Source organism: Herbaspirillum huttiense, from assembly GCF_047300815.1.
Taxonomy (GTDB): Bacteria; Pseudomonadota; Gammaproteobacteria; order Burkholderiales; family Burkholderiaceae_D; genus Herbaspirillum; species Herbaspirillum huttiense_A.
Genome location: NZ_CP178608.1, coordinates 4,171,620 through 4,196,126, shown reverse-complemented (window position 1 = coordinate 4,196,126; position 24,507 = coordinate 4,171,620). Strand labels below are relative to the sequence as shown.

Genomic DNA, 24,507 nt, shown 5'->3' with positions numbered 1-24,507 from the left:
ACCGCCTGCCCCGCAGGCCATCAGGAGAGCAAGCATGAGCGTCAATTTCATCGGCATGGTCACCACCCACAAGAACTCCGAGATCCATCCTTCGGTCGGGCCGGCCATCGACACCGACTACCTGCTGCGCTTTGCGCGCGCCCACGAAGAGGCGGGCTTTGACCGGGTGCTGGTGCCGTATCACTCCAACGGCCCGGATGCCATCCTCACCATCGCGCAAGTGGCTGCTGCTACCCAGCGCATCCAGCTGATGCTGGCGCATCGTCCGGGTTTCGTCGCACCCACGCTGGCGGCCCGCCAGCTGGCGACGCTGGACCATTTCAGCGGTGGACGGCTGGGCGTGCACATCATCTCGGGCGGTTCCGACATCGAACAGCGCCGTGATGGCGACTACCTCGATCACGACCAGCGCTATGCCCGTACCGATGAATACCTGCAGATCCTGCGCCAGGTGTGGACTGCCGACAAGCCCTTCGATCACCAGGGTGCGCACTATCGTTTCGAGCAGGCGTACTCTGAAGTCAAGCCGCTGCAGCAGCCGCAACTCCCGATCTTCTTCGGCGGGGCCTCCGAGGCCGCCATTCCGGTGGCCGGCCGCCATGCCGATGTCTATGCGCTGTGGGGCGAATCGCTGGAGCAGGTGCGCGACCTGACCGGACGCGTGCGCGCCGAGGCAGCACGGCATGGACGCGAGATCAGTTTCTCGGTGTCCTTCCGCCCCATCCTGGCGGCCACCGAGGAGCAGGCGTGGGCGCGTGCCGAACGCATCCTCGATGAAACGCGCCGCCTGCGCTCGGGCAATGGCACACGCCATCCGGCCTACACCGGACCGCAAGAGAGCGAAGGCGCGCGCCGCCTGCTGGCTGCCGCCGCGAAGGGCGACCGGGTCGACAAGCGCCTGTGGACGGCCATCGCCAGGGAGACTGGTGCACGCTACAACTCCACGGCGCTGGTCGGCACGCCCGAGCAGGTGGCCGAGGCGCTGCTGGATTATTACGATCTGGGCGTGACCACGTTCCTCATCCGTGGCTTCGACCCGCTGGAAGATGCCATCGACTATGGCCGTGAACTGATCCCGCGTACGCGTGAGCTGGTGGCGCAGCGCTTGCAGCAACGGGCAGCGCAAAAGCAGGCCGCCTGATTTATCCACTGCCTGAAACGAAAATGGCTCCGCATGCGGAGCCATTTTTTTTGAGGACAGATCAGATCACGCCGACTGCAAGGCTTGTTCCAGGTCAGCCAGCAGATCATCGATATGCTCGATGCCGATGGACAGGCGCACCGTGTCTTCGGTCACGCCGGCTTTCTCCAGTTCGGCGGGCGACAACTGGCGGTGCGTGGTGGAAGCCGGATGCGTGGCCAGTGACTTGGCGTCACCGATGTTGACCAGCCGCGTGAACAGTTGCAGCGCATCCTGGAAGCGCGCCCCGCCGTCGCGGCCATTGGCCACGCCAAAGGTCAGTACGCCCGAGGCGCGGCCCTTGAAATACTTCTGCGCCAGCGCATGGTCGGGATGGTCTTCCAGCCCCGCATAGTTGACCCAGCGCACCTTCGGGTGGCGCTTCAGGTATTGCGCCACGGCCAGCGCATTGGCGGTGATGCGATCCAGCCGCAGGGACAAGGTTTCGATGCCCTGCAGGATCTGGAAGGCGTTGAAGGGGGAGAGCGCTGCGCCGGTATTGCGCAACGGGACCACGCGCGCGCGGCCGATGTAGGCAGCCTCGCCCAGCGCTTCGGTATAGACCACGCCGTGATAGCTGACGTCCGGTTCGTTGAGGCGCTTGAAGCGTTCCTTGTGCTTGGCCCAAGGGAACTTGCCCGAGTCCACGATGGCCCCGCCCAGCGTAGTGCCGTGCCCGCCGAGATACTTGGTCAATGAGTGGACCACGATGTCGGCCCCATGTTCGAAGGGACGCAGCAGGTAGGGCGTGGCCACGGTGTTGTCCACGATCAGCGGGACGCCATGGCGATGTGCGATCTCGGCCACGGCGGCGATGTCGGTGACGTTGCCCAGCGGATTGCCGATGGATTCGATGAAGATGGCTTTGGTGCGCTCATCGATCAGCGGCGCAAAGGACTCCGGCTGGCGCGGATCGGCGAAGCGCGTCTGGATGCCGAACTGCGGCAGCGTGTGGGCGAAGAGGTTGTAGGTACCGCCATAGAGGGTGGAGGCCGAGACGATGTTGTCGCCTGCTTCGGCAATGGTCTGGATCGCGTAGGTCACGGCGGCCTGCCCGGAGGCCAGGGCCAGGGCGGCGATGCCGCCTTCGAGTGCGGCCAGGCGTTTTTCCAGCACGTCCTGGGTCGGGTTCATGATGCGCGAATAGATGTTGCCCTGGACCTTCAGGTCGAACAGGTCGGCACCGTGCTGGGTATCGTCGAAGGCAAAGGCCACGGTCTGGTAGATCGGCACGGCCACCGCGCGCGTGGTCGGATCAGGATCGTAGCCGCCGTGGACGGAGAGGGTTTCGAATTTCCATTGCGGGTTGTCTGGCATGTCGTCTCTCTTTTTCTCGTGAATGGGATGCGGGAACACTGTCGCATCCCAGACGCTAGCGCGAGCGGGCAGGGCGCGCCAAGAAATGATTTCTCATAAGCATATGCGCCCGATGCCGGAGAGGTCGCATCGATGTCAGGCCAATCTCCATCCGTATTCGAACTGCTCGGTAACACTGCATCAGTCACGATGGGTGGCATGCAGGGCAAGCTTGCCTGCGGGCGCTCCGGCCCCAGCCGGTCACGCACCGGCCGCGCGCCTCACTGCACCTTGACGATCACATAGGCGGTGGCAAACACCCGTCCCGCTGCCACGGTTTTTCCCGGCAGCTTCTGCAGCGTGGCGGTCAGCCGCTTTTCCACCGTGAACTGATACGCGGGCGCAGCAGGTGCCGGCGGCAGACAGCGCGATGCATTGCTGGCATCGAGCCGATACCATCCGGCGTTGCGACCCGCTGGCAGTGGCCGGGATAATCCTTGTCCGGCCAGCGGCGAACTGAGGAATTGCATCGGCTGCTGACTGTCGCTGTCGCTCAGGCTGATGCCCACACCCTTGGCCAGGGAAGGATCCAGGCCGTAATAGTCCGAGAGCAGATACCGCACGCCCTGGTCCTGGTTCACATACCCCAGCTGCCGCGCTGCGGCCAGTGCGCCCGGTGAGACCTGAATGCCAAAGGCGGTCTGGTTGTCGTCAGTGCCGGCGGTGGCCGGCGGGCGGGTATTGACGCCCTCGTCACAGCGAAAGGCCAGCGTGAATTCCACCTGACGTGTCCCACCCTGGTTGAGTTCCTCTTCCGAGATCGTCGGAAAAACCACTTCCGGCGTCACGTTCTGTACCACGCACGAGGGCAGCACGCTCAGGGTGGCGGCCTGGCGCATGCCGAAAGCGATGCCGTTGGCGGCACCAAAGAAGAGGAAGCGCGTCGCGTGGTCTTCACCATCATCATCCATGTCGCCACTGGCGCGGTTGTAGCCCGGGCCGCGCAGCATCAGGTAGCCGTTGGGCTGCAGACAGCGGTAAGGAACGGCCGCCTGCAGCCGGTTGTCCGGACGGTCGCCGCACCAGTTGCTGGTGCCGGTTCCCGGACTGAGATCGGAGACACGGGCGATCTCGGCCTTGACCGGACTGAGATGCCTGGCGCGGATCAGGATCTTCTTGCCGGCTTCATCGACGTCGTAATTCTCCAGGCGGGCCGACTGGTAATAGCGCGAAAACACCTTGCCTGAGCGCAGATGCGTGAGCCGGATCGCCACACCGGGAAACCAGGTGCGGTAGAAACCCGGCAAACCATCCTGCGTGCCGATCTCGGCAAAGCCGCCCACGCGGTCATCGCCATTGGTGGAAAACACTTCGGAGATCTGCCCGGCATCGGCCAGGTCACAAGTCCACAGCAGCGTATCGCCGCTGATGCCGGAGGCCTCGGCGGCCGTGGCCACCGCGCTGCCCAGGAGCGTGCCGGCCGGCTGCAGGGCGGTGCTGGCGAGATTGATGCGGCCGAACCAGAACTGGGCCGACCCGCCATCGCTCAAGGGCGTAAAGGGATAGTCGATGCGATTGTTGCGCTTGCAGATGGCCTCTGCCGGTACCGACAGCAGGCACAGCGCCAGCAAGGCTAAGAGCAGGTGCAAAGGGCGCGGCAGGAACCATGCAACAGGCACGCCGGGCCTGGCGTGATCGGGCGGGCGAGCGGACAAAGGATGACTCCGGCAGGAATGGGAAGCCCCGCATCTTCGCGCAGCACGCCTGCGCGCGACATGGGCCGCCTCTGCAATGCGCATGGGCCAAATCCCATTGTGCGGCGGGGCCCGCGTTTGGGATTTGGCCTATGCGCGAATCAGACATGGCCGACGGCTGCTTGGGGCTGTGCCGATTCTGCTGTGCCGCCTGCCTGCCTATGATTCGTCTGGTGCCGCACGCATCGGTTGGCGTCGGCATTCTTCGTGGATCGACCGAATTCTCCTTGGGGGTAAACATGAAAAAGCATCTCGCAATTCTGCTGTTGGTCTCGCCGTCGCTGGTGCTGGCGGCCGGCAGTACCATCAATTTCCGTGGCCAGGTCAACAGCCAGACCTGCCAGGTGATGGTCGATGGCGCAGCCAATCCGGTGGTGCTGCTGCCCACGGTGGCCACCGGTGACCTGGCGGCGGCAGGTGCCTCGGCCGGGGAAACGCCCTTCGTCGTCAGTGTCAGCGGCTGCACGGCATCGGCCACCGACAAGCTGAAGATCAAGACGCAGTTCCTGGCCAGCGCCGCCACCAGCGGCAACAACATTCCCAACCTGGGCAGCGCCAAGAACGTGGCGCTGCAATTGCGCAAGAGCGTCGGCGGCGATCCGATCAGTCTGGTGGGAGGCAGCGGCGTGTCGGCCGAGGGGCTGGAGATCGCCGCCGGCAGCACCAGTGCTTCGCATACCTTTGCCGTACGCTACGTTGCCGAAGGCGCCGCGGCCGAAGCCGGCTCCGTGATTGGTTCGGTGCAGTACGCCCTCGACTACTTCTGATGCGCCCGTCCGGGCGCGGACTTCCGTTTCCCCGTAGGTCTCACCCCTGTCGCTGCCGGGATCGCTCCCGGCGGCGCATTCCCGTTTTTGCCATGAACAGAACAAGCTTGCGCGCAGGTCTCCTCATGTTGCTGGTCTTCCTGCTGAATGCGCACGCCAGCGCCAGCGTGACCATGCTCGGTACGCGCGTCATCTATCCGGCCGACGCCGGCGAGCAGGTGCTGCGTTTCAGCAACCCTGACGATCATCCCAATCTGGTCCAGCTATGGCTGGATGACGGACACGCCGGCCGGCCCGATGGGCAGGCCTCGTCCTTCCTGGTCATTCCGCCGGTGTTCCGCATCGAGCCGCATGGCGGCCAGGTGGTGCGGCTCTCCTACGTGGGCGCGGCGCTGCCGCAGGACCGCGAGTCGCTGTTCTTTCTCAATTTCCTGCAGGTGCCAGCCCTCAAGGCCGATTCGGTCAATGACAATCAGCTGGTGCTGACCGTGCGCAGCCGCATGAAAGTCTTCTATCGCCCCCCCGCCCTGGCCGCCGAGACCGATGCGGCACGCGCTCCGGAGGCGCTCTCCTTCACCATCGACAGCAGCGATGGCACGGCCAGCATGGTGGTGCGCAACGGCAGTGGCTATCACCTGATGGTGCAACAGGCCGATCTGGTGCTGGGTGGCCAGGCACAGGCGCTGGCCAGGACCACGGTGATCCAGCCTTTCCAGGAACTGCGCTGGCCGCTGGAACACCTGCCGGCTGACCGCGCGGGCATGCGCATGCGATTGCGTCTGCTCAACGATGTGGGTGTGGAAGTGCAGCGCGACTATCCCCTGCGGTGAGGAGGCCACGGTGAGCGTGCATCCCTCGCGTCTGCGGCGCGTGGTTCGATCCGTCCTCTCGCTCGGGGCCGGGCTGCTGGCCTCTCCGGTGGCCGGGGCCGGCCAGCCGGAGAGCAGCTATCAATTCCTGGAATCGCTGGAGATGGCCTCGCCCATCAACAAGGGCAGCCTGTCGCGTTTCAATCGCGTGGGCAATGTCGAGCCCGGCATCTACAGTGTGGATGTGTTTGTCAATGGCAGCTACAGCCACCGCCGCGCGTTACGCTTCGACCTGGTCGAAGGGATGGGCGCGGCGGCCTGCTTCAAGGCCGAGGACGCCGTTCTGCTCGACCTGCGCCAGGATCTGGTAGCGCAGCTGGGCCAGCGTGAGTGCGCCCGCATCGACGAGCTGGCACCGGGAGCGCAGGCCGTGTTCGATCTGTCGCGCCTGCGGCTGGACGTCAGCCTCCCACAGGCGCAACGCAACCATGTGGCACGCGGCTATATCGATCCCGCGCTCTACGATGCGGGTGACAGCATGGGCTTCCTCAACTACAGCATCAGCCAGTATTACGCCCACACTGCCCAGGGCAGCAGCAGCTCGGTCTATGGTTTCACCAACAGCGGTGTCAACCTGGGCCTGTGGCGTTTGCGCCAGCAAGGCAGCCTGGGCTATGACAGCCGCAGCGGACTGCGCTGGAATCCGGTGCGCACCTATGCCCGCCGTGCCTTGCCCGACTGGACCAGCGAACTGACGGTGGGCCAGAGCTATACCTCCGGCAAGCTGCTGTCGGGATTGGCCTACCAGGGACTGGAACTGAGTTCGGATGAGCGCATGCTGCCCGATTCGCAGCGCGGCTATGCACCGGTCATTCGCGGCAGTGCCCGCAGCAACGCGCAGGTGATCGTCAGCCAGAAGGGGCGCGATATCTATCGCACCACGGTCGCCCCGGGCAGTTTCGTGATCGACGATCTGTATCCGACCAGCTACAACGGCGATCTCGACGTCACCGTCATCGAGGCCGATGGCACCCGGTCCCGTTTCAGCGTGCCTTACTCGGCGCTGCCGGAATCGATGCGGCCCGGCAGCACGCGCTACAGCCTCACGCTGGGGCGCACCCGTGATACCGACAGCAGCTTGCCGTTCGTGGATGCGCTGGTCCAGCGCGGGCTGAGCAACAGCATGACCGGCAGCCTTGGGCTGCGCCTGGCCCCGGCCTATCAGTCGGCGGTGCTGGGCACCACCCTGGCCGGGCCGCCGGGTTCGCTGGGCATGTCGCTGAACTATTCGCATGCCGACACCGGTGGCGGTGCACGCGGTGGCTGGATGATGGGCCTGTCGTATTCACGGGCCTTCGATGTCACCGGCACGCAGTTCTCCATCGCCAGCTATCGCTACTCCACGTCCGGTTACCGCGAACTGGCCGACGTGATCAGCGAGCGCCAGGTGCGGCGTACCGGATTCTCTTCGCTGGCCAGTTCCACCAGCTACCAGCAGCACTCGCGCATCGATCTCTCGCTCAGCCAGCAGCTGGGGAGCCTGGGCTCGCTCTATCTCTCCGGCCTGACCCAGACCTTCCACCATGACCGCAGCCGCATCAGGCAATTGCAGTTCGGGTATTCCACCCTGTGGCGCAATGGCGTGAGCCTGAACCTCGCCTTCCAGCGGCAGCAGGTCAGCAATGTGGCCCGCAGCGCCAATGATCTGGACGGGCGGCTGGCGGCGGTGGCGCAACCGGGCTCCTCGTTGATGCTGTCGCTGTCGATCCCGCTGGGGCGCGAGGGCGGGGAGCGGCCCATCGCCAGCACATCGGTCGTCAGGGCGGCGGACCAGGACCTCTATCAGACCCAGGTGTCCGGCATGCTGGCGGGCGAACGCCATCTCAGCTACAGCGTAGGGGCCAGCCACGTGGCGGGCGGCCAGCAGGACAGCGTCAACGGCAACCTCGGCGCGCGTCTGCCCAAGGCCAACCTCAATCTCAATCTCACGCACGGACGCCGCTACTGGCAGGTGGCCGGCAATGTGCGCGGTGCGCTCGCAGTGCATGCCGGCGGCATCACGCTCGGTCCCTACCTGGGCGATACCTTTGCCCTGGTCGAAGCCAAGGGGGCCGAAGGCGCGCGGCTCTTCAACGGCCAGGGCGCGGTGATCGACAGCCACGGCTACGCCTTGCTGCCCTCGCTCTCGCCCTATCATCGCAACGTGGTCGAGCTGGCGGCCAGCGGCAAGGGCCACAAGACCGAACTGCTGGAGAGTCAGCGTACCGTCATCCCCTATGCCGGGGCCACGCTCAAGCTCAGTTTCAGGACGCGCACCGGCCATGCACTGCTGATCCGCCTGCAGCGTGATGGCGCCTCGCCCTTGCCGATGGGAGCCGACGTGCTCGATGCGCAAGGCAGCGTGATTGGCATGGTCGGGCAGGGCAGCCAGGCTTATCTGCGCACGGACCAGTTGCAGGGCGAGCTGCTGGTGCGCTGGGGCGATGGCCAGCAGGAGCGCTGCGCCGCCCGCTACGACCTGCAGGGGCAGGACCTGGCGCAGGAGCTGATCCGGCTGGAAGCGGCCTGTGTGGCCGCACCCCGCCGTGCCGAGTTCCTGCCGGCAGAGGCCGCACCACCGCGCGCAACGGGAGTGCCGCAATGAGCCGCCACCGGATCGGCCGGCTGGCGCGCTGGCTGCTGCTGTCCATGATGCTCTGCTGCACGCGTGCCGAGGCCGGGCTCATGCCCGAGCGTACGCGCCTGGTCTTCAGCCAGGGCGCGCGCGAACTCAGCCTGCGCCTGGCCAATACCAACCCGCATGCCGTGGTGGTACAGAGCTGGGTGGACCAGGGCGAGGGCAGCCAGGCCCCGGACACGGTCCAGTCTGCGCTGTTCGTCCTGCCCGCCGTGCAGCGGCTGTCGCCGCAGGCCATCAGCCAGGTCCGGGTGCTGACCACCGGCGAGCCGCTGCCGACCGATCGCGAATCGGTGTTCTGGCTCAATCTCTACGAGATCCCCCTGCTGGCGGATGCGCCGCAGGCAAGCGCGCCGCGCCTGCTGCTCGGGCTCAATACCCAGATCAAGGTGTTCCATCGTCCTGCCGGTCTTGCCGATCCGGGGCCGCAGTGGAGCGATGCACTGCACTTCCGGCTGCAATGGCAAGCCGGGCAATGGGTCCTGGTCTGCCGCAATGACAGCCCTTATTTTGCTTCCCTTGCCAGCCTGCGGGTCAGCGACGGTAGCCGCGAGCTGGTGCCGCGCGCGGCTCCCGACCAGATGGCACCGCCCTACGGCGAACAGGTCTTCGTGCTGCCCGTGGACGATGCCACCCTGCCGTGGCAGAACCCGCGCCTGAGCTTCCAGCTCATCGATGACGACGGGCGATCCAGCGATCACGCAAGGTCCCTGATGCTGCCCAACCTGCCATGAAGGAAATTCCCATGCATGCCCCCGCTCATTGCGGCCATTCGGCCGCTGTCCCGCCCATGGATCGCAGGCACTTGCTGCTGGCCTTGCGGCGGCGCCAGTTCCAGCCCTTCCTGCAGCCCATCGTCGGGGCCGACGGCGACTGGCAGGGAGCCGAGATCCTGATGCGCTGGCAGCATCCGCACGCCGGTGTGCTGGCACCGGCGGTTTTCCTGGAGCGATTGTCCGAGGAGGGCCTGCTGGCCGCCACCACGCGCCAGATGCTGCAGCAGGTACGCACGGCGTGGGGCAGCGCACCTGCCTGCCTGCGCCAGCCCTTCGTGCTGTCCTTCAATGCCTGTGGCGAGCAATTGGCGGGCGAGACGCTGGTGGCCCAGTGCCAGGCCCTGCTGCGCCGCCTGCCGTGGCCCCAGTTGCAGCTGATGATCGAGATGCCCGAGCGCGGTGCCGACCTCGGGCCGGAGCGCTGCCGCCGCCTGTTCGCCCAGTGCGAGCGGGCCGATATCGCCATCGCCCTGGACGATTTCGGCATCGGCGACGCGCGCCTGCACCAGCTGGCCTGTGGCCGCGTCAGCTGCCTCAAGCTTGACCGCTCATTTGTTGCTGCCATGCAGGGCAATTCCCTGTACAGTCGCCTCATCGAAACCATCGTCAGCCTGGCCGCCGAGTTCGATGCGACCGTCACCGCCGAAGGCATCGAGACCCGGGGGCAGTGGCAACGTCTGCGCCGGATGGGGGTGCGGCGCTTCCAGGGATATTATTTCGCCAGGCCACTGGCGATGCCGGAGTTCTTCCGGCAGATGCAGCGCCGCCGGGGCAGGGCGGCCACCACCGAACCAGCGCAGGAAAGGGAATGCCTACATGGCCACTAAGGGGACATTGATACGGGTTGGAATTGCCGATGATTATCCGGTCGTCTTGCGGGGCATCGAAGCCATCCTGGCCACGTGTGCCGACCTGGCACTGGTCTTCTCGGCCGAGAGCATCACGCAACTGATGAGCTGCCTCGAGCGCGATCCGGTGGACGTGCTGCTGTGCGACTATGCCTTTGATGATGACCCCCAGGCCGACGGCCTGGACCTGCTCAAGCGCCTGCGCCGCCAGCATCCGGCGATGAAGGTGATCTTCCTCAGCGCCCATGCCCAGCCGCAGATCGTTTCCAGCGCACTGGAGCTGGGGGCGGCCGGTTTCATCGGCAAGAACCGCAGTGATTTCGTGAACCTGCCGCAAGCCGTCTGCAGCGTCCACCACGGCCAGGTCTATCTGCCACAGTCGCTGTCGTCGGCCTTGCTGGGCAGCCTCTTCAATGTCAACGCACGCCAGACCGGGCTGGCCCAGTTGTCCGAGCGCGAGCTGGTGGTGGCGCGCATGATCTGCCAGGGCATGTCCATCAGCGACATCGCCGAGCGCCTCAACCGCAGTCCCAAGACCATCAGCAACCAGAAGGTGGCGGCCATGAAAAAGCTGGGCGTGAGCAATGACGTCGAACTGAGCCGGATCTTCCAGAGCCTGGGCCACTGAGAGCCGCGATGCCGCGCCAGATCCTTGCCCTCTCGGAGCGCTACTATCGCCGGCTCCTGTATGGCTGTGCCACGCTGTTGTCGGTGGCCATCGTCTGCGCCGTGATGTTTCTGGGCTACAGCGCCTTCACGCAATTCCGTGAACGGCAGATCGGCAGCTTCACCAGCAAGCGCGAGCAGATCAAGTCCGAGGTCGATCGCCTCACCGCGCGCGTGGTCCAGTTCGCCGAGATGTATGGCCGTCTGCAGCATCTCTACAAGAAGGAACTGATGGTGCTCGACACCTACAGCGAGCGCGTCGATCCTGGCGAGATCACCCGCAGTCCCGAGAGTCTGACGGTGGTGCCCTTTTCCCTCGTGATACGCGGTGACACCGCTGCCGACCGCCTGCGCCTGGCCACCCTGCTGCTCCTGCTGCGGCAGGCCTCGGCCTTGCCGATGTTCAATCCGGCCGAGCCCGGGGTCACGCTGGACGGCTTCATCTATACCGCCGACGCCGGCTTCCTGGCGATCTCGCCACCGCTGTCCGGCGCAGAAGAGCAAGAGGTACGCGGGTCCGGCATCTCGCCCACCATCAGAGCCATCAGCGCACCCGTCGATGCCGCCTTCGCCGCCGAACGCGAACGGGCCGCGCGCGCCCAGGGCAGCACCGGGCAGCGCGTGCTGTGGATGAGTCCGGCCCTGAGCGCGCCCCTGCAGCGCTCGGCCGTGACCCGGCTGGCCGTGCGCATTGCGCTGGACAAAGGCGATCAGGCAACGGCAGTGTTCTCGGTGCCGGCCAGCCAGTTCCGCCAGTTCTTCATGAAGAACGAAGAGATGCCCGGCCTGATGGTGTTTGAAGGGCAGGGCAGCACACGCTTGCTGAGCGCGCCCGATCCGCACGTCAATGCGCAGCTGATGCGCCACATCGAGGAGCATGTGCGGCATGCTACCGATCCGCATGATCACGTCGGCCATTTCCACGACGATGGCAGCTTCTTCATTGCCCAGACCATCGAGGGACCGGAGTGGGTGGTGGTGCTCACCTTCACCTGGCGCGACGTGCTGGCCGGCTTGCAGGGCAACTTCACCACGGGCGCCGTGTGGGGATTGTTTGCGCTGCTCTTCGTCTGGGTCGCCACCCTCTATTTCGACCGCTGCGTGATCGGACCGCTGCAGAAGAAGGCACTGGCCATGGTGGAGAGCCGCCAGTTCAGCCAGACCATCATCGATACCCTGCCCGTGGGCATTGCCGTCTATGCGCCCGGCTCCGGCGAGGTGGTGCTGCGCAACGCGGTGGCCTCGCGCATGCTGGAGCAGTCGGCGCTGCCCAGCGCGGCTTTCTATGCGCAGATACTCACTGCGGTGCGGGTCGGCGACAATCTGCGCCAGGCCATGATCGAAGCCGAACTGCCGCTGCGCGATGGCGGCATCAGCCATCTGGGCGCGGTCTGGTCGCGCACGCGCTTCTCGGGCCAGGACGTGCTGCTGCTGGGCATGATCGATCTCAACATGCAGAAGGCGCACGAAGCCCTCATGCGCGAAGCCAAGAGCATGGCCGACCGCGCCAACCAGGCCAAGTCCATGTTCCTGGCCCAGGTCAGCCACGAGATCCGCACGCCCCTGCATGGGGCCATCGGGCATATGGAGCTGCTGGCGCGGGAAGACCTGCCGTTGCCGCAGCGGCAACGCATCGAGCTGATTCGCCGTGCCTTCGACATGCTCATGGGGCTGGTCAACGACATCCTCGACATCACCAAGATCGAATCGCAATCCATCACGCTGGCCTCGGAAACGCTGCAGCTCAACGACTTGCTGGAAGAGTGCGCGCAGCTGTTCGCACCGCTGGCGCTGGACAAGGGACTGGCCTTCTCCTGCCTGCCCGCCGTGGCGCTGGAAGCGCCGCTGCTCGGTGATCCGCGGCGGCTGATGCAGATCCTGCACAACCTGGTCGGCAATGCCGTCAAGTTCACGGCGCAGGGGCGCATCGGCTTGTCGGTGCGGCTCCTGCATTGTGAGCCTTCTCGCATGGCGGTGCGTTTCGAGGTCAGCGATACCGGCATCGGGGTCTCGCCCAGTGCGCGGCAACGCATCTTCAAAGCGCTGCAACAGGCCGACGACAGCATCAGCCAGCGCTTCGGCGGCACCGGTCTCGGCCTGGCACTGTGCCGGCGCCTGGCCGAACTGATGGGAGGCGATATCACCCTCGACAGCGAGCCGGGCCGGGGCAGCATCTTTGGTGCGGAGCTCACGCTGCCGCTGGCCGAGGGTGGCGGTGCGCTGCCGCTGCCGCGTCCCTTGGCGGGCAAGACCGTGGTACTGCATTGCCACGATGCGGACATGGCGGCCACGCTCTGCGACTATCTCGCCGTGTGGGGCGCAGCGCGGATTGACAGTGCCAGCGCGTCTGCCGCCGCAATCCATCTGGTCGCACCGGATTGCGTGCATGATTTCATCGCCTGCGCAGAAAACCAAGCCGTGCCAGCCGTGCTGATCTGCCCTGAGGTGGTCATTCGCGCCAGCCTTGCGCCTGGCTGGCAGCAGGTCAGCGCCTTCGACCGGCACGACTGGCTGCGCGCGCTGGGCAGCCGGCCTGCCCTTGTGGAACCGCAAGCGGCGGCAGAGCTCGTGAGTGTGGCCGCCGGGCTCGACGTGCTGGTAGCCGAGGATGACCATGTGAACCTGACCTTGATGCAGCAGCAATTGCAGGCGCTGGGCTGCACCTCTCCGCGGCTGGCCCGCGATGGTCTGGACGCGCTCGCGCAATGGCAGGCGCGCCCGGCCGATGTGCTCATCACCGACCTGGGCATGCCCGGTCTGGATGGCGTGGCGCTGGCCACGCGCGTGCGGGAGCAGCAGCCGCACGCCCGCATCATCGCCACTACCGCGGCCGGTCCGGGCAGTCTGGCGCAACTGCCGCAGGCGCTCTTCGATGCCCTGCTGACCAAGCCGGCCTCACTGCAGCAGATGCAGGAGATCCTGGTGCGCCTGGTACGCACCACGCCAGCGCCCTCGGTGCAGGTGGCGCCGGTCGATCCGTTTGAACGTGTGTTGCGGGAAGCATTCCGGCAGAGCTGGCCGGTGGAAAAGGACAAGCTGCAGCAGGCCATTGAGCGCGGTGAGCATGCGCGCGTGCTGCGCATCCTGCATCGCCTGCAGGGCGGTCTGCAAGCCATGGGGCGCGATGACCTGGCCGCGCGCAGCGTCGAACTCCAGCACGCCATCACGGCCGGTGAGAGCACCGCACTGGCAGCCTGCAGGCAATGGATGCACGCCATGGACTCTGCCAGCTGAGCGACAACAGGTTGTCGCGGCCCCGTGCTCGCGCACCGGGACCGCGCCGGCCTCAGCCGATTCAGAAGGTGTGCCGCACCCCCGTCATCACCCCCAGCTGATTCATGCCGGCACCGACGGTGCCACCCACATCCAGCGGGATGGCGGCCCGGCCCGCGTTTTTCATGTAGCCCAGCGAGGTATGCAGCGCCGTGCGTTTGGAGAGGTTGTAGGTCAGGCGCGCCACCGACAAGGTGGAGGTATTGGCCGACCCCTTGATGTTCAGGCGGGCCACCTGCGCATCCAGGACCAGCGCGGCTGACAGGGGCGTGGAGAAACCGAGGTAGTAAAGGTCGGAATCGGTATTGCCGGTGGCCGCGCGCGTCTTGCGGTCGATCCCGCCACCGCCGATCTTGCTGTTGCCCAGCATGACGTAGCCGTTGAGCGTGACACGCTGGTCGTGGTTGTCGCTGCTGGTGAGGCCATTGGCTGCACCGGCGTTGCCGTAGAGGATGTCGTAGGAACCCGAGACACCAAAGCGGCTGCTGTCATAGGCCAGCATGCCGGTCACCTGGCGGCAGGCCTTGGCATTGCCCGCCACTTCGCCCGGGCAGCCGGTGGCACTGGCACCGCCGGCCGTGGAGGTGTCGCGCCCGAAGCTGTAGGTGGCGCCCAGCGTGAAACCGCTGAAGCTGCCAAGGTAGCCGATGGCGTTGTCGCTGCGTGCATTGGGAATGTAGGCATCGATGCTGCTGATGGAGAAAAGGTTGGGTCCCATCACATCCGACTTGGCCGTGACCAGGTAAGTCATGTTGACCTGGCGTCCCAGCATCAGGCTGCCCCAGCTATCTTTGAGGCCGACATAAGACTGGCGGCCGAAGAGACGATTGCCCTGGCCCATGGCGCCGGTGTCCACCGAAAAACCGGACTCCAGCACGAACATGGCCTGCAATCCGCCGCCCAGGTCTTCGGTCCCCTTGAAGCCCAGACGCGACGGAAACGACGATGTCAGGCTCGGCATTTTCAGCACCGAGTTGCCGGCTGCATTGGCGTGGTTGGTATAGACCACGCCGGTATCGATGATCCCGTAGACGCTGACCTGGCTCTGCGCCAGCGCCTGCTGCGTACAAGCCATTGCCGTGAGCGCCATGGCGCTTGCGACCCATTTCTTCATGTTCTTCCCCATTTGCTGATGATTGAGTCTTCAGGGCCGCGCACACCGGATTGGCCGGGACGCAGGTCCTGAAGCGCGGTGGTAACAAGCACGGATGAACTTCTCGACAGGCCGCGTGCGTGGACACGCGCATGCCAGTGCTTGCTGCGGCGATCTTAGTGAAGGAAGGGACCGAAAAATATCCGCCGCTTGCATCATGCAGCCGCAGGCTTATCCGTTTTTTTCACAGGGGAGGCGTGCGGTGTGAGCCTTGCTGCGCGCTGGTGCAAGAACGATGGACAATGCCGCCGCGTGGTGCAGGGACGAAAAAAATGGCACCGTGCCGATGCCATTGTCGAGAGGGCCGGTACGTAGTCCGGCGGTCGAAAAAATCAGCGCGTGACGCTGCGCGTCTGCTTGGGCAATTCGCCAAACCGTTCGCGGTAGTAAGCCGAGAACCGTCCCAGATGCCCGAAACCGAACTCGAAGGCGGTATCGGTGATGTTGGCACCGGGATGCGTGAGCAGGCGTTCGCGCACGGCATCGAGCCGGATGTTGCGCAGCAGGTCCATCGGGGCCACGCCATATTGCTGATGGCACAGCGCATTGAGCGCGCGCACGCTCACGCCGGCCGCACCAGCCAGGTCGGCCAGCGCCAGCGGCGCGCACAGGCGGCTGCGGATGTAGCGCTCCAGCATGTCCAGGCGCTGCAGCTTGCCGGCGCCGACCAGGCTGTCGGCCGATTCGCTGGCCGCACGTTGACCGCTGCTGGAGGCATGCACGGGCTCCACCGTGGACGTCAGTTGCGAGAGCAGGAATTGCGCAGCGCTGCGTTCGAAGTGCTGCACCCATTCACCCTGGCCTGCGCCCTGGCCGGGCAGGGCCAGCACGCGCAGCAGCGACTGGATCAGCAAGTCCCAATAAGGCGCGGCCTGCTGCGGCAGCAGGAACACCGAGGGCACATCCATCGGCCCGCGCTGGCCGACCGCGCGCAATTCGTCGAACAGGGCCAGCGGCACCTTCAGGATCAGTTGCTCGGAACCGGCCTGCCACCACAGGCGCAGATTGCGTTTTGGTGCGATCAATGCGGTGTGGCCTTGCGGGATGCACACCTTGCGGCCATCGGACTCGATCTCGGCGCTGCCCGAGAGCGTCATGTGGACCAGCGCGAAACCGTTGAACAGGCGCGGACGCACGACCACCTCGGCGCCATACTTGAGCATGAAGATCTGCAACTGCTGGATCGCTGCCTTGAAGAGCACGGTATCGACATCGTCACCCTTCCAGAACAGGTCATGTTCCGAGAGTTCGTTGGCGACCTGCGCGTGGCAGTCGACCTTGCGGGTGGACTGGAAAACGCGGCGGCGATACAAGGGCTCCAGACTGAGCGCATGGACAGTGTTGAGCATGTTAACCTCTTAACGCTGTCCCTCCGCACGGGGCCGGTGGCGGAAGGACGGTGAGACCGGGTAGGGGTGCTGCTGCGTGCAGACGGCGGCGCTGCCGGTCTGCCCTGCACCTTCATGGACGATGCAAACGAGCTGTGCGCTGGCTGCTTTCCCTCAGCCAGTGCATGCGGCGTTTGCTAGCGCGAAGTTGCAAGTTTCATGCCCGCCATCGGGCATCGTCGGACGTGGGCGGGCCAGGGCAGGCCTGTGCGGGCGGGTGGGTACATGTCGGTCTCCTCTAGGGTCTTCTGGACGGGCCCTGCTGTCGTGGACGCGGGCCTCGTTGCTCTGGGGCACGGCTCTGCGGCCGGCTGATCGTCGATTCTATGCGCTCGGCCGATGAACGTACAATATCAAATCAGCATCATGGTATGCCTCGGAGGTATAGTGGAACTGCGTCATCTCAAGTATTTCAATGCCGTCGCCAGCACGCTCAGTTTCAGCCGTGCGGCCGAATTGCTGCACATCGCCCAGCCGCCCCTGAGCCGGCAGATCCGCCAGCTCGAGGAAATGCTCGGGGCCGAGCTGATCGACCGCGCCTCGCGTCCGATTGCGCTCACCATGGCGGGCAAGTTTTTCTACGAACAGACCTTGCAGATATTGTCCCGGCTGGAACAGATCGAGGAAGGAACGCGCGTCATCGCCCGTGGACAGCAGCACTGGTTCAACATCGGTTTCGTGCCCTCGGCGCTGTATGGTTTGCTGCCGGAGATGATCAAGCGTTTTCGCACCGACATGCCGGAAATCGAAATCGGATTTTCCGAGATCGTGACCATGGAACAGATCGAGGCGCTCAAGTCCGGCCGCATCGACGTCGGCTTCGGACGCCTGCCCATCAGCGACCCCGACATCATCTGCGAGACCATCGTGGAAGAGCCGCTGGTGGCGGTGTTCCCGCTGGGCCATGCGCTGCTGGCGCGCAGCAAGGTGACGCTGGCGCAGCTGGCCGAGGAACGTTTCATTCTCTATCCGGCCAAGCCCCGTCCCAGCTATGCGGACCAGGTGCTGGACATCTTTTCCAGCCGCGCCCTGCGGCCGGCCATCGTCAAGGAAGCCAACGAGATGCAGACCGCCATCGGACTGGTCGCCGCCGGCGTGGGCGTGACCCTGGTGCCGCGTTCGGTGCAGGGGCTGCACCGTTCGGATGTGGTGTACCGGCCGCTGTCGAACAAGGGCGTGCATTCGCCGGTGATCATGAATTTCCGCGCCAATGACCGCTCGCTGCTGCTGCAAACATTGCGGGCCACCGCAGCCTCGATTGCACGCATGCATGCCGAGCAATACGCCTGATCGCAGATCTTCCATGCGCCAGGTGCAATGCACACGGGCCATGCAATCGCATGGCCCGTGGTCGTTCAGGTCAGCGCAATATCACGCGGCCAGACGCGGACGATTGATGTCGGCCTTGGGCAGGTCGTTCTGTTCCGGCAGCAGGTTGAAGTTGAACTCGATGGCATAGAAGGGTGCATCGACTTCGTGCTTGCGGATCTCGGCCGGATCGGTGACGTGCTTCAGTTCCGGCACCAGGCCTTCGCGGGTAGCGAAGGCGAAGTCATCCCACAGGTACGGATCACCGGCGATGTTGATCTGCGTGGTCAGCTTGCGATAGCCCGGCACGGTGACGAAGAAGTGGATGTGCGCAGGACGGCTGCCATGACGGCCCAGCTTGTTGAGCAGGCGGTCGGTGGCGCCACCCGGCGGCACGCTGTAGCCGACCGGCACGCGGCTGCGGAAGCGATAGCGGCCTTGCTCGTCGGTACGGATGGAGCAGCGCAGGTTGAACGGGCTCTGGTCCGGATCGAAGAAGGAATAGCGGCCCAGGTGATTGGCGTGCCAGACTTCCACCAGCGCATTGGCCAGCGGCTTGCCGTGTTCGTCGAAGACCTGGCCTTGCATGAAGAGGGTGTCGCCCGGCTGGGGGTCCTTGTCCATGCGCGCAAAGCCCTTCTGCTCGGGCGCACCCGAGACGTACAGCGGTCCTTCGATGGTGCGCGGGGTGCCGCCCTGCACGCCACGGCGCGCTTCGGCTTCATCCATGCGCAGGTCGAGGAAGTGCTCGAAGCCCAGGCCGGCGGCGATCAGGCCGAACTCGCCCGACTTGCCGGCCGAGGTCAGATAATCCACGGCAGCCCAAAATTCTTCCGGCTGCACATCCAGCTCTTCAATCGTATAAAACATGTCGCGCACGAGGCGGTTGACGACGGTCTTGACACGCTGGTTGCCCTCCGCGAGTTCGGTGCTTTCGATTTTTTGCAGTACGGCGTCGATGGCTTTCTTGTCCACGTTGTCTCTCCTGTCTCTGGTTGGATATGTGTGGGGGTGGGTGCGGTCGGTCCGGGCCGATGGTTCAGGCTACGGAGACCAGCGGGGTCTTGCGGTCGCGGCGCAGTGCGTTGACGCGATCTTCGTCCAGGGTAATGCCCAGGCCGGGGCCGGTCGGCAGTTCCAGGGCGAAGTCGCGGTAACGCAGCGGCGTGGCCAGGATTTCTTCGGTCAGCAGCAGCGGGCCGAACAGTTCGGTGCCCCAGGCCAGGGTGCCGAAGGTGGCAAACAACTGGGCCGAGGCCATGGTGCCGATGGCGCCTTCCAGCATGGTGCCGCCATACAGTTCGACCTGGGCGGCAGCGGCGATGGCCGCGACTTGTTGCGCACCTGCCAGTCCGCCGGATTGGTTGATCTTCACGGCGAACACATCGGCAGCTCCCACGCGGGCCAGTTGATAGGCATCCTGCGGGCCATGCAGGCTTTCATCAGCCATGATGGCGATGCGATTCTTCTGGCGCAGGCGGCCCAGGCCATCGTGATGGGTGGCGGCGATGGGCTGCTCCACCAGGTCCACGCCGGCATCGGCCAGCAGCCGCATGCCCAGCATGGCTTCGGTTTCGGTCCAGGCCTGGTTCACATCCACCCGCACGCTGCCGCGCTCGCCGAGGGCGCGCTTGATGGCGGCCACGTGGGCGCAATCCTGCTCTACGGTGCGTGCGCCGATCTTGAGCTTGAAGATGTTGTGGCGGCGCTGGGCCAGCATCTTCTCGGCTTCCTCGATGTCGCGCGCCGTGTCGCCGCTGGCCAGGGTCCAGGCAATCGACAGGCTCTCGCGTACCCGGCCACCGAAGAGCGTGGACAGGGGCACGCCCAGGCGGCGCGCCAGCGCATCCGACAGCGCGGTCTCGATGGCGCATTTGGCGAAGCGGTTGCCCTGTACGTGCTCGGCAATGTGATGCATGCGGGCGGCAACCTGGTTGGCATCGGCGCCCAGCAGCAGCGGCGTGATGTAGGTGTCGATGTTGACCTTGATGCTTTCCGGACTTTCTTCGCCATAGGCCAGGCCACCGATGGTGGTGGCCTCGCCCCAGCCGGCCACGCCATCGTTGCCGGTGATGCGCACCAGCACCAGGGTCTGGCGGTGCATGGTGGTCATCGACAGGCGGTGCGGGCGGATGGTGGGAACGTCCAGCAGCAGGACCTCGACGGTTTCGATGGAGGTGGCGGGCAGGGTGGAATTCAAGATGCAGTCCGTAGAAAAGAAGAGGGCGAAAACTGACAATGTCTGACTTGGGATGGATGATAGGAACAAAGCCGCCCGGGTGTCCAAGACCGATTCGGGCATGCTGCATACCTTTTGGGTATAACGTGAAAGGTATGCAAAAAACGGACAAGACTGCCCCGCAACTATGCAAATGGCGGATATTCGTCCTTGCGCAGTCTGCCTAAGATGGCTCATCGTCCAGGCCCCGCCTGGCATCCAACGATGAGGACCGTCGCATGAGCACATCCACCGAACTCGAACAGCAAGGCTATGCACCGCTGGTGCAATTCCCCCGCACCGATGGTGCGCGCACGCCCTACAAGGTATTCAGTTCCAAAGAGGTCTATGACCTGGAGCAGGAACGCATCTACCGTGGCGAAACCTGGAGCTTCCTGGCCCTGGAAGCCGAGATTCCCAATAACGGCGATTACAAAAGCACCTTCGTCGGCGACACCCCGGTGGTGGTCACCCGCACCGAAGATGGCACCCTGGCGGCCTGGGTCAACAAGTGCTCGCACCGTGGCGCCATCGTCTGCCGCACGCCGCGCGGCAATGCCAGTTCGCACAGCTGTGCTTATCACCAGTGGAGTTTCGATGCGCGCGGCAACCTGCTGGGCGTACCGTTCCGCCGCGGCCAGAAGGGCGCCACCGGCATGGCCAAGGACTTCGATCCCAAGTGCCACGGCCTGCGCCAGTTGCGCGTGGACAGCTACAAGGGCCTGGTCTTTGCCACCTTCAGCGAGACCGTCGAATCGCTGCCGGACTACATCGGCGCCGAGATGCGCCCGTGGATCGACCGCATCTTCCACAAGCCCATCGTCTACCTCGGCTGCACGCGCCAGTATTCCAAGTCGAACTGGAAGCTCTACCTGGAAAACGTCAAGGACCCGTATCACGCCAGCCTGCTGCACCTGTTCCACACCACCTTCAACATCTTCCGCGTGGGCATGAAGGCGCGCTCGCTGGCCGACAAGCACCATGGCCTGCACAGCATCATCACCGCCACCAAGAATGAAGTGGAGACGGCGGACGCCTACAAGCAGCAGGAAATCCGTTCCTTCGATGAGGGCTTCTCGCTGCAGGATCCGTCGGTGCTGGGCCAGATCAAGGAATTCGAGGAACTGACCACCAACCACATCCAGCCCATCTTCCCGCAGCTGGTGGTGCAGCAGATCCATAACACCCTGGTGGCGCGCCAGTTGCTGCCCAAGGGACCGAGCAATTTCGAACTGGTCTTCCACTTCTTCGGCTACGAGGACGACACCCCCGAGCTGCGCGCGCTGCGCATCAAGCAGGCCAACCTGGTGGGGCCGGCCGGCTACATCTCGATGGAAGACACCGAGGCCACCGAACTGGTACAGCGTGGCACCGCCCGTGACCCGGACCACTGCTCGGTGATCGACATGGCGCGCGACAACCCCGACCAGGAAGACACTTTGATTACCGAAAGCCTGATCCGCAAATTCTGGATGGGCTACCAGAAACTGATGGGCTTCCCGTCCATCGAGAAGGCATGAGCGAGGCAAAGCAGATGCAAAACATGGAACAGATGAGCTTGTGGTTCGAGCTGCACCAACTGCAGGAGCGCTACGTGCATGCGCTCGACAACGACCGCCTGGAACAGTGGCCGGAGTTTTTCACCGACGACTGCCTGTATGAAATCGTGCCGCGCGAGAACGCCGATGCCGGCCTGCCCATCGGCATCATCTATTGCGACAGCAAGAAGATGCTGCAGGATCGCGTGCTCTCGCTGCGCCACGCCAACATCTACGAGGCGCACACCTATCGCCACATGACTTCCGGGCTGGTGTTCTCGCAGAACGCTGACGGCTCGGTGGATGCGCAGTCGAGCTACGTGGTGGTGCAGACCTTGCAGAACGGCGAGTCCTTCGTCTACCAGGCCGGCCGCTATGAGGACCGCGTGGTCAAGACCGAGGCCGGCTGGCGCTATGCCCGCCGCCGCGTGATCTACGACACGCTGCGGGTGGCGACCCTGTTGGCCACCCCGATCTGAGGCGGCCATGAGCGAGTGGTTCGATGTCGGCCATGCCGATGATTTCGCCGAAGGCGAAGTGGCGGCTGCCCGCGCGGGCAGCCAGGCGGTAGCGGTGTTTCGCCTGGGCGAGGAGATCTTTGCGCTCAAGGACCTGTGCACCCACGGCAATGCCAAGCTCTCCGATGGCTATGTGGAAGATGGCTGCGTCGAGTGCCCGCTGCACCAGGGGCTGTTCGACATACGCAGCGGTGCACCGCGCTGTGCGCCGGTGACCGAGGCGGTGCGCAGCTTCCCGGTGCGCGTGGTTGCTGGCCGGGTCGAGATTGGCGTGGGCGGGGAGGGCGACGCAGCCGCCATCGCCAGCGCCAGCGCCGAACCGGCATTGCAGCCAGTGCAGGCCACGCTGGAAAACATCACACGCGCAGCCCCGGATGTGGCCATCCTGCGCCTGCGCTGTGCAGCGCCGCTGTCCTATCGCGCCGGCCAGTATATCGACCTGCTGCTGGAAGACGGCCAGCGCCGCAGTTATTCCATGGCGACCTATGCCAGGGACGGCAGCGATCTGCTGGAGCTGCACGTGCGCCACTTGCCCGGCGGACTGTTTACGGACCGCCTCTTCAACGGCATGCAGCGGGGGCAGCAGTTCGAGCTGGAGGGACCTGCCGGGAGCTTCTTCATGCGCGAGGGCAGCGAACCGGTGATCCTGCTGGCCAGTGGCACAGGATTTGCTCCGGTCAAGGCACTGGTGGAAGAGGCCATCGCCACCGGCAGCACGCGTGCGATGCGCCTGTACTGGGGTGGCCGTCGCGCCGCCGACCTGTATCTCGATGCACTGTGCCGCGACTGGGCGGCCAGCCTGCCCTGGTTCGAATACGTGCCGGTGCTCTCGGAGGCCGACGCCGCCAGCGGCTGGACCGGACGCACCGGATTCGTCCACCAGGCCGTGATGCAGGATGTGCCGGCGATGCAGTCGTACCAGGTCTATGCCTGTGGCGCGCCGGTCGTGGTAGAGTCAGCGCGGCACGATTTCACGGCGTCCTGCGGCCTGCCGGGGACGGCTTTCTTTGCGGATGCCTTCGTCTCGAAAGCCGACCTGCGGAAATAGTTTTTCCAGGTCGCACGGGCGGTGAAATCCAGATTTCACGCGCCGCTGCGTTTCCAGCGTCACACCGAATTCAAACCAAAGAATCTAGAGGGGAATCCAGGCATGAATCGACTCACTAAAGTGGCAGGTGCGGTAATGATGGCGATGGCGGCGGGCGCAAGCCTGTCCGCGCAGGCGGCCGATGTGGTGAAGGTGGGCTTCCTGACCACCCTGAGCGGCCCGGCCAGTGCGCCCGGCGTGGATGAGCGCGAAGGCTTCATGCTGGCCATGAAGATGCTGGGCAACAAGCTCGGCGGCGTGCCCGCCGAAGTCATCGTGGTCGACGACCAGTTCAGCCCCGATGCCGCCAAACAGGGCGCGGACCGCCTCATCAAGCGCGAGAAGGTCGATATCCTGAGCGGCTTCGTCTATTCCAACATCCTGCTGGCCGTGGCCCCGGCCGCCTTCGCCAGCAAGACCGTGGTGGTCAGCGCCAATGCCGGTCCGGCGCAACTGGCCGGTGCGGGCTGCAATCCCTATTTCTTCAGCGCCAGCTACCAGAACGACGCCACCCATGAAGCGGCCGGCAAGCTGATGGCCGACAAGGGCTACCAGCGCGTGGCCATCATCGCCCCCAACTATCCGGCGGGCAAGGATGCCTCGGCCGGCTTCAAGCGTTTCTTGAAGAAAGACCCTGCGGTCGAACTCTTCCCCAAGCTGGGCCAGCTCGATTTTGCGACTGAGATCGCGCAGTTGCGTGCGGCCAATATCGATGCCCTGTATTTCTTCCTGCCGGGCGGCATGGGCGTGAACTTCGTCAAGCAATACGCGGCTGCTGGCATGGACCCCAAGATCGTGCGCGTGATGCCCGCCTATGATGCGGACCAGCAGATGCTCTCCAACGGCGACCTGATCGCCGGCGTGGCCAACACCGGCCAGTGGTCGGCCGACCTGCCCAATGAACAGAACCGCGCCTTCGTGGCGGCCTACGTCAAGGAATACGGCCATCAGCCTTCGATGTTCGCTTCCCAGGCGTATGACGCAGCCATGCTCATCGACAGCGCCGTCAAAACCATCGGCGGCAAGGTCGAGAATCGCGAAGCCCTCATTGCGGCCATCAAGGCGGCCAACTTCAAGTCGGTGCGCGGGGGCTTCAAGTTTGCGGCCAATCACTTCCCGATCCAGAATCAGTATGCGCGGGTGGTGACCAAGGGCGCGGACGGCAAGTACGTCAACAACATGACCCAGACGCTGCTGCCCGATCACGTCGACGCCTACGTCGGTCAATGCAAGATGCCTTGAGGACGGTGC

19 protein-coding genes are annotated in these 24,507 nt (G+C 64.9%); 13 read left to right on the top strand and 6 right to left on the bottom strand.

What is annotated here, in order from left to right:
• Positions 1-34: 34 nt before the first annotated feature.
• A complete protein-coding gene (locus tag ACLRDN_RS19210; protein WP_413457592.1) occupies positions 35-1,141 on the top strand; it encodes an LLM class flavin-dependent oxidoreductase in 1,107 nt (368 codons plus the stop codon).
• Between the two features lie 66 nt (positions 1,142-1,207).
• Here ACLRDN_RS19210 and ACLRDN_RS19205 read toward each other — a convergent pair whose 3' ends face one another.
• Both ACLRDN_RS19205 and ACLRDN_RS19200 read right to left on the bottom strand, forming a co-directional pair.
• On the bottom strand, positions 1,208-2,497 hold the full coding sequence (locus tag ACLRDN_RS19205; RefSeq protein ID WP_413457591.1) for an O-acetylhomoserine aminocarboxypropyltransferase/cysteine synthase family protein: 1,290 nt from the start codon (positions 2,495-2,497) through the stop codon (positions 1,208-1,210).
• 260 nt (positions 2,498-2,757) lie between these two features.
• Entirely contained in the window at positions 2,758-4,191 is a 1,434-nt protein-coding gene (locus ACLRDN_RS19200) for a fimbrial protein (RefSeq protein ID WP_413457590.1), read from the bottom strand.
• A 278-nt stretch (positions 4,192-4,469) separates the two neighbouring features.
• Between ACLRDN_RS19200 and ACLRDN_RS19195 the strand changes: the two genes are divergently transcribed.
• From ACLRDN_RS19195 to ACLRDN_RS19165, 7 genes are all read left to right on the top strand, one after another.
• On the top strand, positions 4,470-4,997 hold the full coding sequence (locus tag ACLRDN_RS19195; protein WP_413457589.1) for a fimbrial protein: 528 nt from the start codon (positions 4,470-4,472) through the stop codon (positions 4,995-4,997).
• 125 nt (positions 4,998-5,122) lie between these two features.
• Complete coding sequence (locus ACLRDN_RS19190) at positions 5,123-5,827, top strand: molecular chaperone (protein WP_413457588.1); 705 nt, start codon at positions 5,123-5,125, stop codon at positions 5,825-5,827.
• 10 nt (positions 5,828-5,837) lie between these two features.
• Entirely contained in the window at positions 5,838-8,450 is a 2,613-nt protein-coding gene (locus ACLRDN_RS19185) for a fimbria/pilus outer membrane usher protein (RefSeq protein WP_413457587.1), read from the top strand.
• Positions 8,447-9,217: a molecular chaperone gene (locus tag ACLRDN_RS19180; RefSeq protein ID WP_413457586.1), complete on the top strand. Its 771-nt coding sequence runs from the start codon at positions 8,447-8,449 to the stop codon at positions 9,215-9,217. Before ACLRDN_RS19185 ends, ACLRDN_RS19180 begins: the two co-directional genes overlap by 4 nt.
• An 11-nt stretch (positions 9,218-9,228) precedes the next feature.
• Positions 9,229-10,086, top strand: coding sequence for an EAL domain-containing protein (locus tag ACLRDN_RS19175; protein WP_413457585.1), 858 nt, complete (start codon positions 9,229-9,231; stop codon positions 10,084-10,086).
• A complete protein-coding gene (locus ACLRDN_RS19170) occupies positions 10,076-10,735 on the top strand; it encodes a response regulator (protein ID WP_413457584.1) in 660 nt (219 codons plus the stop codon). The genes ACLRDN_RS19175 and ACLRDN_RS19170 overlap by 11 nt, the downstream gene beginning before the upstream one ends.
• Positions 10,736-10,743: 8 nt before the next feature.
• On the top strand, positions 10,744-14,007 hold the full coding sequence (locus ACLRDN_RS19165; protein WP_413457583.1) for an ATP-binding protein: 3,264 nt from the start codon (positions 10,744-10,746) through the stop codon (positions 14,005-14,007).
• Positions 14,008-14,068: 61 nt separating this feature from the next.
• Here ACLRDN_RS19165 and ACLRDN_RS19160 read toward each other — a convergent pair whose 3' ends face one another.
• Both ACLRDN_RS19160 and ACLRDN_RS19155 read right to left on the bottom strand, forming a co-directional pair.
• Positions 14,069-15,160, bottom strand: coding sequence for a porin (locus ACLRDN_RS19160; protein WP_413457582.1), 1,092 nt, complete (start codon positions 15,158-15,160; stop codon positions 14,069-14,071).
• Between the two features lie 371 nt (positions 15,161-15,531).
• On the bottom strand, positions 15,532-16,548 hold the full coding sequence (locus tag ACLRDN_RS19155) for an AraC family transcriptional regulator (protein ID WP_413457581.1): 1,017 nt from the start codon (positions 16,546-16,548) through the stop codon (positions 15,532-15,534).
• 426 nt (positions 16,549-16,974) lie between these two features.
• On the opposite strand from ACLRDN_RS19155, the gene ACLRDN_RS19150 reads away from it, so the two are divergent.
• Positions 16,975-17,877 carry a LysR family transcriptional regulator gene (locus tag ACLRDN_RS19150; RefSeq protein ID WP_413457580.1) on the top strand — a complete coding sequence of 301 codons (903 nt, stop codon included), beginning with the start codon at positions 16,975-16,977 and terminating at the stop codon, positions 17,875-17,877.
• Positions 17,878-17,958: 81 nt separating this feature from the next.
• On the opposite strand, the gene catA is transcribed toward ACLRDN_RS19150, so the two are convergent.
• Positions 17,959-18,870, bottom strand: a complete 912-nt coding sequence (catA, locus tag ACLRDN_RS19145) for a catechol 1,2-dioxygenase (protein ID WP_413457579.1) — start codon at positions 18,868-18,870, stop codon at positions 17,959-17,961.
• Positions 18,871-18,934: 64 nt separating this feature from the next.
• Positions 18,935-20,095 (bottom strand): muconate/chloromuconate family cycloisomerase, encoded by a 1,161-nt coding sequence (locus ACLRDN_RS19140; RefSeq protein ID WP_413457578.1) that lies wholly within the window; start codon positions 20,093-20,095, stop codon positions 18,935-18,937.
• 257 nt (positions 20,096-20,352) lie between these two features.
• Here ACLRDN_RS19140 and andAc point away from each other — a divergent pair, with 257 nt between their 5' ends.
• From andAc to ACLRDN_RS19120, 4 genes are all read left to right on the top strand, one after another.
• A complete protein-coding gene (andAc, locus tag ACLRDN_RS19135; protein ID WP_413457577.1) occupies positions 20,353-21,633 on the top strand; it encodes an anthranilate 1,2-dioxygenase large subunit AndAc in 1,281 nt (426 codons plus the stop codon).
• A complete protein-coding gene (gene andAd, locus ACLRDN_RS19130) occupies positions 21,630-22,130 on the top strand; it encodes an anthranilate 1,2-dioxygenase small subunit AndAd (protein ID WP_413457576.1) in 501 nt (166 codons plus the stop codon). The genes andAc and andAd overlap by 4 nt, the downstream gene beginning before the upstream one ends.
• A gap of 7 nt (positions 22,131-22,137) precedes the next feature.
• Positions 22,138-23,217, top strand: a complete 1,080-nt coding sequence (gene andAb, locus ACLRDN_RS19125) for an anthranilate 1,2-dioxygenase ferredoxin subunit AndAb (RefSeq protein WP_413457575.1) — start codon at positions 22,138-22,140, stop codon at positions 23,215-23,217.
• A gap of 102 nt (positions 23,218-23,319) precedes the next feature.
• On the top strand, positions 23,320-24,498 hold the full coding sequence (locus tag ACLRDN_RS19120) for an ABC transporter substrate-binding protein (protein ID WP_413457574.1): 1,179 nt from the start codon (positions 23,320-23,322) through the stop codon (positions 24,496-24,498).
• Positions 24,499-24,507 lie beyond the last annotated feature (9 nt).

Bases quoted from the DNA above. Each gene is read 5' to 3' on its own strand.
- ACLRDN_RS19210 (WP_413457592.1), top strand. From the start codon at position 35: ATGAGCGTCAATTTCATCGGCATGGTCACCACCCACAAGAACTCCGAG.
- ACLRDN_RS19205 (WP_413457591.1), bottom strand. From the start codon at position 2,497: ATGCCAGACAACCCGCAATGGAAATTCGAAACCCTCTCCGTCCACGGC.
- ACLRDN_RS19195 (WP_413457589.1), top strand. From the start codon at position 4,470: ATGAAAAAGCATCTCGCAATTCTGCTGTTGGTCTCGCCGTCGCTGGTG.
- ACLRDN_RS19190 (WP_413457588.1), top strand. From the start codon at position 5,123: ATGTTGCTGGTCTTCCTGCTGAATGCGCACGCCAGCGCCAGCGTGACC.
- ACLRDN_RS19180 (WP_413457586.1), top strand. From the start codon at position 8,447: ATGAGCCGCCACCGGATCGGCCGGCTGGCGCGCTGGCTGCTGCTGTCC.
- ACLRDN_RS19175 (WP_413457585.1), top strand. From the start codon at position 9,229: ATGCATGCCCCCGCTCATTGCGGCCATTCGGCCGCTGTCCCGCCCATG.
- ACLRDN_RS19170 (WP_413457584.1), top strand. From the start codon at position 10,076: ATGGCCACTAAGGGGACATTGATACGGGTTGGAATTGCCGATGATTAT.
- ACLRDN_RS19165 (WP_413457583.1), top strand. From the start codon at position 10,744: ATGCCGCGCCAGATCCTTGCCCTCTCGGAGCGCTACTATCGCCGGCTC.
- ACLRDN_RS19160 (WP_413457582.1), bottom strand. From the start codon at position 15,160: ATGAAGAAATGGGTCGCAAGCGCCATGGCGCTCACGGCAATGGCTTGT.
- ACLRDN_RS19155 (WP_413457581.1), bottom strand. From the start codon at position 16,548: ATGCTCAACACTGTCCATGCGCTCAGTCTGGAGCCCTTGTATCGCCGC.
- andAc (WP_413457577.1), top strand. From the start codon at position 20,353: ATGAGCACATCCACCGAACTCGAACAGCAAGGCTATGCACCGCTGGTG.
- andAd (WP_413457576.1), top strand. From the start codon at position 21,630: ATGAGCGAGGCAAAGCAGATGCAAAACATGGAACAGATGAGCTTGTGG.
- andAb (WP_413457575.1), top strand. From the start codon at position 22,138: ATGAGCGAGTGGTTCGATGTCGGCCATGCCGATGATTTCGCCGAAGGC.
- ACLRDN_RS19120 (WP_413457574.1), top strand. From the start codon at position 23,320: ATGAATCGACTCACTAAAGTGGCAGGTGCGGTAATGATGGCGATGGCG.